Source organism: Flavobacteriales bacterium (assembly GCA_020435415.1).
GTDB lineage: Bacteria > Bacteroidota > Bacteroidia > JACJYZ01 > JACJYZ01 > JACJYZ01.
Genome location: JAGQZQ010000033.1, coordinates 20,326 through 32,686, shown reverse-complemented (window position 1 = coordinate 32,686; position 12,361 = coordinate 20,326). Strand labels below are relative to the sequence as shown.

11 protein-coding genes are annotated in these 12,361 nt (G+C 45.0%); 3 read left to right on the top strand and 8 right to left on the bottom strand.

The features are described 5' to 3' along the window. From KDD36_07400 to KDD36_07365, 8 genes are all read right to left on the bottom strand, one after another. A partial coding sequence (locus tag KDD36_07400) for an ABC transporter permease (protein ID MCB0396462.1) occupies positions 1-388 on the bottom strand: 388 nt, incomplete at its 3' end. Then, on the bottom strand, positions 376-1,104 hold the full coding sequence (locus KDD36_07395; GenBank protein MCB0396461.1) for an ATP-binding cassette domain-containing protein: 729 nt from the start codon (positions 1,102-1,104) through the stop codon (positions 376-378). The genes KDD36_07400 and KDD36_07395, both read right to left, overlap by 13 nt. Further along, positions 1,091-2,350 (bottom strand): nitrous oxide reductase family maturation protein NosD, encoded by a 1,260-nt coding sequence (gene nosD / locus KDD36_07390; protein ID MCB0396460.1) that lies wholly within the window; start codon positions 2,348-2,350, stop codon positions 1,091-1,093. Before nosD ends, KDD36_07395 begins: the two co-directional genes overlap by 14 nt. A gap of 9 nt (positions 2,351-2,359) precedes the next feature. Beyond that, a complete protein-coding gene (locus tag KDD36_07385) occupies positions 2,360-2,785 on the bottom strand; it encodes a copper-binding protein (protein ID MCB0396459.1) in 426 nt (141 codons plus the stop codon). Then, complete coding sequence (locus tag KDD36_07380; GenBank protein MCB0396458.1) at positions 2,782-3,342, bottom strand: hypothetical protein; 561 nt, start codon at positions 3,340-3,342, stop codon at positions 2,782-2,784. The genes KDD36_07385 and KDD36_07380 overlap by 4 nt, the downstream gene beginning before the upstream one ends. Positions 3,343-3,450: 108 nt before the next feature. Then, the gene (gene nosZ, locus KDD36_07375; protein ID MCB0396457.1) at positions 3,451-5,439 is read right to left on the bottom strand and encodes a Sec-dependent nitrous-oxide reductase; all 1,989 of its coding nucleotides are present in this window, start codon (positions 5,437-5,439) and stop codon (positions 3,451-3,453) included. A gap of 12 nt (positions 5,440-5,451) precedes the next feature. Then, entirely contained in the window at positions 5,452-5,982 is a 531-nt protein-coding gene (locus tag KDD36_07370; GenBank protein MCB0396456.1) for a cytochrome c, read from the bottom strand. An 82-nt stretch (positions 5,983-6,064) separates the two neighbouring features. Further along, positions 6,065-6,955 carry a hypothetical protein gene (locus KDD36_07365; GenBank protein MCB0396455.1) on the bottom strand — a complete coding sequence of 297 codons (891 nt, stop codon included), beginning with the start codon at positions 6,953-6,955 and terminating at the stop codon, positions 6,065-6,067. Positions 6,956-8,627: 1,672 nt separating this feature from the next. On the opposite strand from KDD36_07365, the gene KDD36_07360 reads away from it, so the two are divergent. Genes KDD36_07360 through asnB form a run of 3 tightly spaced genes read left to right on the top strand, consistent with a single transcriptional unit; the run spans position 8,628 to position 12,330 of the window. Further along, positions 8,628-9,005, top strand: coding sequence for a RidA family protein (locus tag KDD36_07360; protein MCB0396454.1), 378 nt, complete (start codon positions 8,628-8,630; stop codon positions 9,003-9,005). 43 nt (positions 9,006-9,048) lie between these two features. Then, positions 9,049-10,437 carry a dihydrolipoyl dehydrogenase gene (lpdA, locus tag KDD36_07355; GenBank protein MCB0396453.1) on the top strand — a complete coding sequence of 463 codons (1,389 nt, stop codon included), beginning with the start codon at positions 9,049-9,051 and terminating at the stop codon, positions 10,435-10,437. Between the two features lie 18 nt (positions 10,438-10,455). Continuing rightward, complete coding sequence (gene asnB, locus KDD36_07350; GenBank protein ID MCB0396452.1) at positions 10,456-12,330, top strand: asparagine synthase (glutamine-hydrolyzing); 1,875 nt, start codon at positions 10,456-10,458, stop codon at positions 12,328-12,330. Positions 12,331-12,361 lie beyond the last annotated feature (31 nt).

Genomic DNA, 12,361 nt, shown 5'->3' with positions numbered 1-12,361 from the left:
TAAGAAACAGGCCTGATAGCAGGAGGACAGCAGATGCCAATCCCGGATAAAACGATAAAAGCGGCAATCCGATGCCCAGCAGGTAGCAAAGCATAAAAGCAACGGTCAGGCTGATATAAAAGCTCCTGATCACCGTTGTCCGGCGAATGGGCTGTGAAAGGATCAATACGATGAAATCCATCGAATTGTAATAATAAATACTTCCGAATACCATGGTAAGCAACGGCAATGCGAGCAGAGTGAGTTGGAGCATAATAATGATGATCTTTTCGGGGTTGCTTTCCAGGAGGAAGAGACCCCAACCAGTAAGCGAAAAAAGAAGAAAGCTGGCGATAATGATGCGGTTTCTCAGCAGGTCTGATAACAGATAGCGAATTAACTTTCCCATGTAAGGCCGTTTTCTTGAAGTTTACTCACGATCATTTTATTCAATTGAGATTCTCCTGTTTCTTCCGATATTTCAACAATGGGCTGATGAAAGCGAATTTTGCCGTCCATCATAAAAACGACTTGATTTACAAGCCCTTCAAGATCGCTCAGAATATGTGAGGTGATCAGTATGAGCTTATTGTCATTTTTTGCCTTGTATATTTTTTGCCGGAAATATTCATTTGCTGCCGGGTCGAGGGCTGCAGTAGGTTCGTCCAGGATAAGAACAGGAGGATTAAAGAGGAATGCCAGGGCTGCACTCACCTTTTGTCGCATACCTCCCGACAAGCTGCCTAAGGTTTTATGCTCCATCTTCTCGATCTCGAATAACTGATAAAGTTCTTTGTCGTACTGTTGAGGTTTTATGTCTTCCCGGACCAATGTTATCATCCTGAACAATTGTCTGACTTTCATGTTTTCAGGCAGCCTACTTATTTGTGGCATATAACCAATGGATTTGCGATAGGAAGCATCGCTATTGATATCCATATTATTGATCCGGATGGATCCATTATCCGGATAAACCAAACCAAGAATGGATTTAATAAGGGTTGTCTTTCCCGACCCATTGGGGCCGATCAGTGCAATACACGATCCCTGTTGAAGCTGCAGATCAACTGCATCCAATACCACCTGTTTTCTATAGGATTTGGTAATATTTTCAATTTTTATCATCCTTCCAGGGCGTCATCTTAGGTTCATGATCGACTAATTCCGCCGGTATCACAGTAGGAAACAATCGTTCCGTAACATCCAACAGTTGGATGATAAAACTGTGCAACATGATCGTTGCAGCAGGGATCTCTTTTGTCACTTTTGCATACACATTGACCGGCCGGTAGGCTACATCGCCTGTGCCGTCCCTGTTAAGATCATATCCATTGTAATTGCTCCAGTAATTATTTTTATAAGTATTGGTGTTGTATCGGGAATTGGTGATCACTTCAAAGGTATTGGCGATAAAATTATTTCTTTCGATCTTTGAATCCAGCGTATTTCCTTTTATATCAAGAGCGGTTCCGTTGAGGATGAAATCATTGTTTTCCACCCTGAGTCTGTTAGCTCCTTCGGCCATGATCCCAACAGTATTTCTGTAAAAACGATTGTCGATAATATCGCCGTCACTGATCTCTTTTAATAACAGTCCGTAGGAAGCTCCTCCCCAGTTATCTGAGAAGAGGTTCTGTTTCATTTTGATCTTTTTTGAGAACATTACAGCCACTCCCGCACCATTTTCCCGGAACTCATTTAACAGATACTCATCGTTATTGGAAAACATAAAATGCAGGCCATAGCGGATGTTCCCCTGGCTTTTGTTATGGGAGATCAGGCTGCTGTCTACGAATTCAAAATATATACCGTCCCTGTGTCCGGTTACCCGGTTGCCGGTTATGTTGATCTTCTTTCCTTTCCACACATGAATGGCATTTCCCGCAGAAGCTTCATTGATGATCGTTCCACTGATTTCATTATTCTTTACAAGGAAATGGGAGGTGTATTCAAGATAGATCCCAAAAAAGCAGTTGCGAATGGTATTTTCACCAATGCTGCCTGATTTGGCTTGTTTTACCCTTATCGCTGCAACCTCCTTCAGATAACTGACTCCCGTATTTTCCAGGACAAAGCCGGAGATGTGAACTTCGTTGGCAGCTATGATAAAGATATCCTCTGCTTGTTCTTCCGCATCTATAACAGGTTGTTTTGATCCTGTAATGGTCAGTGGTTTATCGATGACCAGGGAATGCTCTTTATAGCGACCAGGTTGTACAATTACCGTATCGTTTGGCATTGCAACGGTAATGGCAGAAGCAATAGAAGAAAATTTGCCGTTTTTTTCAACGGTCAGCCGGTTACCCTGCACATGCGGGGAAAACAAAAAAAGAAAAGGCAGAAGGCACAGACTTAATTTAGAACCGGTCATGCAGGTGTCCTAATCGGTTTTGAACTTATTCATGAGATCTGTCCACTCCAATACTTTGGAACGTTCGCTTTCCGGCAGTGCATTCTTATGGAAAAACGCCGCTAAGTTGGCACCCATTGGGCTTTTGTAGTTCGGTGAGTTAACAAAGATCAGAGAATCAATCGGGTGAAGTTGCTTGGGAGTATCATAGCCAACCACAAGAAGGTTTTGATACGAAAGTGCGTCATCATGAATATGGCGCAACAGGCATTCAATAGCATCATATTTAAAAATCCTTCCTTTATCCGTTACCAGTTCGGCACCAAACTTTAGTTCAGCGATGGTCATCTTACAAAAAGCACATTGATCCTTTCCGTAATTGATCTGTTCCGGTCTGGTGGTACAAGCAAGCATAATCGTGCCACAGAGAAAAAAAGTCAAGGCCATTCGGTTCATTGGTTCTGTGTTTTCTTTGAAAAATAGAAGGCCAGAAAAGCCAGCATTATGGTTCCACAGAGAAAAAAAGTTCCCGTTGCAGGGTAGGAGGCGACATAAAAATTCAGCAGGTCTTTTTCTCCGAACAACGGAGGCATATAGGTCATGCCAGACACTTTGATTGGGGCATTCGGATCCAGGTTATGTCCGTAATCATACATCCATAAATAGAAATCGTAGACTCCCAGTCCGCTCAGAATGCACAACAAGGTTGTCCAGCTTACATATCCCCATTGGCGGTTGATCAATATGGAGATGATCCCGAGCAGTAGCATACCAAAGATCACATAGGGAAAGTAAATAAGTTCCGGAATGGAGTCCGGCTCTATAAACTGCATGCCGATGTAATGATTGAGGATGTTGATATTTTGAATAATGTATTCTCCTTCTTCACCACCTGAAAACCTGTTGATCCAGATATTAAGCTCCAGTCCTCCCGGGAACTGGGCAGCATCCAGTGTAATTTTCCATAAGGGGAAGAGGAATACACCACACAAGCTTATGATCGCAATGAACATAAGAATTCTCGGCAACTGTTTGATACTCTTCATAATTTCCTCCTAGTTGGAAAGGTACAGGCTTAGATCATAAGCCTGTACCACGGACCTGAGGACGGTAAATTAAAGTTAACTTTCAGGAATTTCTACCTTGTCTTCAATATTCTCGCCAAGCGACCACCTAAGCGGCACATTCGAATCCTGGGCAGACACACGCATATAACCAGACATTTCCTGATGCAGAGCAGAGCAGAAGTCGGTGCAGTAATATGCATAAATACCAACTGATCCGGGCTCCCAAAGAAGGGTACGTGTTTGCCCAGGCATGATTAGTATTTCAGCGGTAGCAGCCCCTTGCATGGCAAAACCGTGAGGAACATCCCAGTCTTGTTCGAGGTTGGTCACATGAAAATAAACCTTGTCCCCTACTTTCACACCTTCAATGTTATCAGGGGCCAGGTGAGATCGTATGGCCGTCATATACACATGGACCTCGTTTCCTTTTCTTTCCACCTTTGCCTGTCCTTCACCTTTGGCTACATAAGGATGCTTGTTCTCTTCTATTTTATAGAATTTCTTGCAGTTCGGTTGTATTTTGGAGGCCGGTATGGCTTGTGCGTAATGAGGTTCTCCCTTGGTTGGGAAATCCAGCAACAATTTCATTTTATCTCCGGAGATGTCAAAAAGCTGGGCGCTGTGTGCCAGTTCCGGACCTGTCGGAAGATAACGGTCTTTGGTGATCTTATTCATTGCCACCAGGTATTTGCCAAATGGTTTTTTTGTTTCTCCACCGGGAATAACAAGGTGGCCAGGTGAGTAGAAAGTTGATTGCCTGTCTACCACTTCCAGTTTTTCCACATTCCATTTTACAACTTCAGAAGAAATGAAAAAGGTAGTATAGGCAAATCCCTTGCCGTCGAATTCCGTGTGAAGAGGGCCAAGTCCAGGCTTGGTAAGTATACCGTGCAAGCCGGATTCATAATTGATCACAGGAATGCCGTCAATGTCTCCTGCGAAATCATTCGATTCTATGGCAGCCATTAATTTATCGAATGAATAAATGCTCATGTCAGCAGAAAGTTTACCGTTTCCGACAATGTATTCGCCGGATGGGTCGACATCACAACCGTGCGGTGATTTGGGAACGGGAATGAAATAGACCATACCGGGGCATTCCTTAGGATCGATGATCCTGGTGGTTTTCATTTCTTGTGATGCTGCAATGCCGGTTTTTTCATCGATTAAATTATGGAAGTACGAAGTAGTCCGTTCGGTGAATTTCCCCTGCTTAAGATACTCTTCAGCCTTTTTCCAGTTGATGATGGCCATCAGGTCTTTGTCTTTTTGGGAAGCATTCACTTCCAATAAGGTGTGCGCCTGTTCTGAGTTATACGTTGTAAGGAAACTCCAGCCATGAGATTTCCCCTTTCCATTCCTTGCCAGATCGTAGTTAAAACCGGGCATGGATATCTGGAAAGCCAGGTCCATTTCACCTGTCTTGGCATCAACGGATACATAATTGATAAGTCCGGTAAAGTTTTCTTTGTAGGAACTGATGGGAACATCCTTCTGAGGAATAGGTAAACTGAAGCGTGTACCTGAAACAAGGTATTCCGAATTTTCAGTTACAAACGGAGCGCAATGCAATCCTGCAACATCCGGAATTTCCAGTATTTCCACAGTTTCAAAGGTAGTTAGGTCAATGCGGGCAATGCGGGGGGTATTATTGCCATTTACAAATAACCATCTGCCGTCGAACTCCCCGTCGGTTTGAGAAAGTTCTATATGGTGAGAATCATCCCAGGGAATTACACCATAAGAGGTATTGAACATAGCTTTGGTTTCTTCGCTGTATCCATAGCCATTTTCAGGATAAACTGAAAATACCGGAATCTCTTTTAATAATCTTCCTGAAGGAAGGCCATAAGCAGTGATCTGTCCACTAAAACCTCCCGATAAAAAGGCGTAAAACTCATCATATTCGCCTGGTGCTACATAAACCTGGTCAGTAACATTACCCTCCACGACTGTTTTAACATCCTTATTTTGGCAAGATGCAAGTGTTGCAAGTACAGCGAACGGAACCGATAAATATTGAATGTAACTTCTCTTTTTCATAATTTTACGGATTTAACCTTTTACGGCCTGGTCTTTACTGTTGGTTTGTTCAAGATCATTTTTGCGCATGTATTCAAGGACGTTCCTGGCATCTCCGGTTGATACTCCCTGATTTGGCATTCTGGTCAAACACTCTTCGAGCAGTTTTTGTGCCTGTGGATCTTTATCCAGCATAACATCCACATTAGTGATCATGTTCATGATCCACTCTGGCCTTCGTCTGTTGGTAACACCTGCCCACCCCGGTCCAACAACCTTTTGGTCGGTCAGTTTGTGACATGCAGAACATTTCATTTCATAAATGGCCTTTCCGCTGGCTATCATATTTTCATCTAATGGGTCCGTCAGTTTGACTTCTTTGATCTCTCCGATGCCTTTCGGATTGCCTGCTTTAGGTACTTCTTTTGCTTCTGTAGTTTCTTCCGAAGTACCCGTCGTGCTTTTACGGTTCGGGTCAGATTTACTTCCTTCTCCTCCTCCCCCGCAAGACCAGATAAATAAGTAAGTGAGCGAGAGTAGTGCGAATGTTTTGATCTTTCTCATTGCTTAATAGTTTAATGGTTCAAAAATATAAGTCGTTGAAGTTCTTTATTATGATTTCAATCAAATATTTAGCTGAAGTTAGTCATACCAAAAAGTTGTTCAAGAAATTTAATGGCCAGGCTTTTTTGCCGGATGTTCGGAACCCGCGAAGAATGAAAATGATACTCAGAGGTATGAGGAGTGTAAAGACCAGCAGTATGAGATAATATCCGGGAATAAAGCCTTGTCCCATCCAGAACATGGTTCCTTGTCCGAACAGGGTGAATTCCGTTAACAGAAATCCGGCCAGCAACAAGATCCAGCCGGTTTTTGCCGTACGATTCAATGGAAGTACCTGCTCCTTTAAAAGGATGCCGCAAATACTAAAGGTAATGGAACCCAGCATGATCAAGTGAATGAATGCAATGACATAATTCCTGATAGTATAGGAAATAACCGCAACCGAAGGCCAAACTACCAAAGCCTGTATCAGGATCTTAAATAACAGACTGAAAAGACCTGCCAGGATGAGACGGTCGGACCAGGTGCTCCACGGTTTTTTTCCGGAGAACAACACTTTGAAAATATCCTTCAATACCAGGCCATAACCAATCAGCTGCAGGATCACGCCTAATGCATTCAGGTGGAATAATATTTCGAGCGGATTGCTCCAGGTAATACTTAGGGTATATGTGAGCAGGAGCGATAGCTGGATCAGAACGAAAACATATCCGGGAATTTTAACCTGCTTGCCTGAACGATTCAGGTAGTGTATTAAAAGACCAATGGTTGTATAGGTAAACCAGCCGTTGAACTGGAAGTGCAGGAAAAACTGTACGCTTGCATAGAACAAAGGGTGAAGCTTGCCGAGCAGGCTGCTTGTTACTCCTAATGACCAAATACCCAGACTGGAAACCACCATCCATATCACTCCCCATTTGAAAAACACTTTACTTTCGGAAGGACTTCGTTTTATAATAGCTTTTAAGAACATGAAAGCAAAAATGTACATGGTAATAATATGGAGAGTGGAAAACAGGATACTGATCGCTCCGTAACCCTGCCATAAAAAAGACACAAGCATTCCTGCAACAGCAATTATGTTCAGTACATAAATAAGCCGGTAGTTTTTAAGTGGCAGTAAACCTGGCAGGCAGTATATCATCCCTGCGGTTAAAAGCATAAAAATCCAGCCAAGCATGGCCGTATGCGAGTGAGAGTGAAGAATATGCTTGTATTTCAAAAAAGGCACCTCCGTCACGAACATAAATCGCATCAAAACTCCCAGAATGGATGCGGCAAGAAAAAAATAAAGCGCAGTTCTCAGCCACTTCCGGAGTAATCTATCTTCCGGTCCAGATCTAATTGAAGAGGGGGCAGTAGTACCTTGCTCCGTCATTCCCATAATTCGATTTTCAGCCTTTCAAAATTCGGTGTAAATTAAATAGCGAAATATGATTGAGATCATATAAAAAGGATGATGCAGGAACCATAGGACTTTCCAATGAATAAGGAAACAACGATGACCCTGTCACAAATGCAGCTGCCTCCACCGCCATCATTACTGTCTTCTTATTGTATGATATATTCATTATTCCTGTGTCGGTATTTTGAAATGGCGTAACCACATAAGGCTACCATTCCGGTAACAATTCTGTATTAAACCTAAAACATGAATGATTAAAAAGAGGATGCCATCCGTATTCTCTCGCTTCCCGGCAAACTTTAACTCCTTCTGAAAGGAGTGGGAGCCTGATCTTCTACACAAAAAATCCTTACGCAAATATCACATACCTCCGCGGATCGAAGATTCAAACCCGGAGAAATCCATACTTGATTAATCATACCAAATTTTCACGATGTAATATTAGAATTAACGTTTTTAAAATGCAACATTTTTTTTGGCAATAGTCGAAAGAAGGAGGTTATTGATTTCTTGGGTCGCCTATATTTACAGGTAATTTGAGCTTTACCAAAATATTGTGATTGATCCTTTACAGGTGAATCTCCTTTCCAGGATATTAGGTATTGACACTTAATTATTCCCTAATCGGGAATGTAGCTCCGGAAATTATCGGACTATAAATTCAAACCACCACCAGGGAAAGAATCTCAAACCTGCTTTTGCAGAAGCCATTCACGCGGCCTCTCCTCAGACCCGATAAAAACCTGTATCGATTGATATGAGAGGCAGAACCACATTCAGCCGCTCCTACCATACCTGATTAACACGAAAAAATATCCATATCACTCCATCCGGAATGTAATGCCCCTCTCTGTAAAACAGTCATTAACCATTTTACTCATTTGGCTTACCGTATGTATGCTCGTATGTATGCTCTTGTTGCTTTTATCCTTGTTGTGTGCCTCCTTGCCCCAAATTGGACCTGGCCTTGCAAGCCGGCTCGTTGCTAAAATGACTCACCGGGTCATTTCTTAACGTTCCGTTCTCTCTGTTGCTTTATGCCTACCTGCCGTCACACAGGCCGGGTGTTGGCAGGCAGGTTCACACTGATACCGGGGCTAACCGGTTCAGCTTATGAAGCTTCTCCTCTCCCCTGTATACAGTTGCTGTATGCAGTTGCTGATTATCCATGCACTTTTCATATACAAATGCTATATTTGGCAGCCGAAAGGGATCATCCCCTTTCCACAATTTCTACCCCATGAAACAAGTGATCAATACCAAACACGCGCCGGCCCCGATAGGCCCTTACAACCAGGCAATCCGTACAGGAAACATGGTTTTTATATCCGGACAGATTGCATTGAACCCTGAAACCGGGAAACTGGAAACAGGCAATGTGAACGATGAGACCAAACGCGTGATGGAAAACCTGAAAGCAATTCTTTCTGAGGCTGGACTGACCTTTGATCATGTGATAAAGACCAGCATCTTTTTGTCGGATATGGGGTTATTTGCACAGGTGAATGAAATTTATGGCTCTTATTTCACGTCCGACTTTCCCGCCAGAGAAACAGTTGCTGTTGCAGGGTTACCCAAGGGAGTGAATGTTGAAATATCGGTCATTGCGGCGGTTTAAATCGTCAAACGATAGAATATGAATCTTATAAAATATTAGTGCGATGAATTATGATATGATAGTAATCGGAAGTGGCCCGGGAGGATATGTAGCGGCCATCCGTGCGTCCCAACTGGGCATGAAAGTAGGTGTGGTTGAACGATCCGAACTGGGCGGTATTTGCCTGAACTGGGGATGCATCCCGACCAAGGCACTCCTCAAAAGTGCCCAGGTATTTGAATATATCAACCACGCAGCCGACTACGGTATCAACGTAAAGGGTGCCGATGCTGATTTCGGTGCGGTGGTAAAGCGTAGCCGCGGCGTAGCCGATGGTATGAGCAAAGGCATCCAGTTTCTCTTTAAGAAAAATAAGATAGATCATATTCAGGGCACCGGTCAACTTAAGCCCGGAAAGAAAGTTGCTGTTAAGGACGCCGAAGGCAAGGTCACGGAATATTCTGCCAACCATATCATTATTGCTGTTGGCGCCCGCTCACGTGAACTCCCGAACCTTAAACAGGATGGCAAAAAGGTCATCGGATACCGTGAGGCCATGAATCTTCCCAAGCAACCGAAATCCATGATCGTTGTGGGTTCCGGTGCGATAGGTTCTGAGTTCGCCTATTTCTATCAGGCTATGGGCACAGAAGTGACATTGGTGGAATACCTGCCAAACATCCTCCCTCTTGAAGATGAAGAAGTATCAAAACAGGTGGCACGCTCTTTCAAAAAAATGGGCATGAATGTCATGACCGATTCTTCCGTTGAATCCGTCGACACCAAAGGCACCGGATGCAAAGTGGTGATCAAGACAAAAAAGGGAGAAGAAAAAATGGATTGCGACATCGTCCTTTCTGCAGTTGGAATCTCAGCAAATCTGGAAAACCTGGGACTGGAAGAAACCGGCATAGCCACCGATAAAGGCAAGATCCTGGTGAATGATTATTATCAAACCAACATCCCCGGCATCTATGCCATTGGTGATTGCGTAGGAGGCCAGGCGTTGGCGCACGTAGCCTCCGCAGAAGGAATTCTTTGTGTGGAAAAGATCGCCGGACATCATGTTGAACCGATCGATTACAATAATATTCCGGGATGCACATACTGTCAACCTGAGGTAGCATCCGTAGGCTATACAGAGAAAGCAGCGAAAGAAGCAGGATTCGATATCAAGGTTGGGAAGTTCCCGTATTCCGCATCAGGTAAAGCCAGTGCTGGCGGCAACAAAGATGGTTTTGTTAAGGTGATCTTTGACGCCAAGTACGGCGAATGGCTGGGTGCTCACATGGTTGGTGCAAACGTGACGGAAATGATCGCCGAAGTGGTTACAGCCCGCAAACTTGAAGCGACCGGACATGAGATCATCAAGGCGGTTCACCCCCACCCCACCATGTCTGAAGCCGTGATGGAAGCTGTGGCCGCAGCGTACGACGAGGTCATTCATCTGTAAACAAACAGACGGCCTTCCATGTGTGGTATCACTGGCATCGTAGCCACCACCGCCAACGGAAGATCCGCGCTTGCTCACTGCCGGCAGGCAACTGACAGGCTGAATCACAGAGGCCCGGACCACCAGGAGGTTTGCAACCTGGATGTTGCGGCATTGGGACATTGCCGACTTTCGGTACTGGACCCCACTGCTGGAGCGCATCAACCGATGACCGATACGCAAGACCGTTACGTCATCGTTTATAATGGCGAGTGCTACAACTTCAAATCCCTTCGCGAAGAACTCACAGCCAAAGGCCATGCATTCAGAACCGATTCCGATACGGAAGTCATTCTGAATCTCTACATCGAATATGGCGAAGCCTTCGTTGAAAAGGTGAATGGCTTCTTTGCCCTGGCCATATTCGACAAACATGACCACACCCTTTTCCTGGCCAGGGACCGGATGGGCATCAAACCGCTTTACATTTTTTCCTCACCGGACTTCTTTTGTTTCGCCTCCGAGGCCAAAGCCATCCTGGCATATCCGGTTCCCAGGACAATTGACACAGACTCGCTGCACCTTTATCTGCACCTGAACTATATACCGGGCGCTTTCTCCATGATCAAAGGATTGGAACAATTACCACCAGGGCATAGTGGTATACTCAAAAAAGGCCAGTGGCAAACCCGTTGCTGGTACACCATTCCGGAAGCAAACGTTTACGATGGCCAGGATCAGATCAAGCGGTTCAGAGAGGCCATGGAGGCTTCCGTCAGATCAAGATTGGTCTCCGATGTCCCTTTGGGTGCATTCCTGAGCGGAGGCATGGACTCTGCCATTATCAGCGCCCTCGCGGCAAAAGAGACAAAAAACCTGCAAACATTTACCATTGGGTTTAAGGATCATCCGGAAATTGACGAGAGCCGGGAGGCGGAACTCACCGCCAAACATATCGGCAGCGACCACACCACCTTTCACATCCAAGAAGATGATCTGCAGGATAGTGCACGTCACCTGCTTACAACTATGGATGATCCGTTCGCCGACTCGTCCGCCATTGCCGTACACGTCCTCTCCCGATTTGTTCGCACCCGCGTTACGGTGGCGCTTTCCGGTGATGGCAGCGATGAGATGCTTGGAGGCTATCGCAAACACAAGGCCGAATGGCTTGCGAGACATAACCGTTGGCCCAGACCGGCCCTGCCAATCCTGGATAACCTGAGCAGACGACTCCCTCATGACAGAACTTCCCGCATCGGCGACCTGAACAGAAAATGGCTCAAGTACCTCGAAGGTCTTCAACTTTCCCCAAAAGAACGCTATTGGAGGTGGTGTGGGTTCACCAGCGGGGATATGACCGATAAACTGTGCCTGCTGAAATCAACCAACATGGTTTCAGAAAGAATATCCGGGATCACACTTGGCATAGATGGCCGCAGCTCCGATCTGGAAGACATCCTGCTGGCCGATATGCGCACCGTCCTCCCCAATGATATGCTTACCAAAACGGACCGCATGTCCATGGCTTGCGGACTGGAAGTGCGTGTTCCCTTCCTCGATCATCATGTGGTCAAAATCGCGCGGGAATTGCCATTCCATCTTAAATATCGCAAAGAAAGACAAAAGTGGATTCTTGGAACAGCCTTCGCAGACCTCTTGCCTGCGGAGATATTTGATCGCCCGAAAAAGGGTTTTGAAGTTCCAATCCGGCAATGGTTGAACACTTCCCTGAAAGAAGATGTGGACAGGGTGCTGAGCCACGACTTCCTGCAAGCACAAGGTATTTTCCAATACGAAGAAGTCACCCACTTATTGAACCAATCCCGGTCCACCCACCATGCCGGAGATGCCCCCGCCAGGATCTGGGGACTGCTGGTGTTTCAACATTGGTGGGAAAAAACGTTTAATTAAGAATGCAGGGGAATCATTTCGAATGTCCATT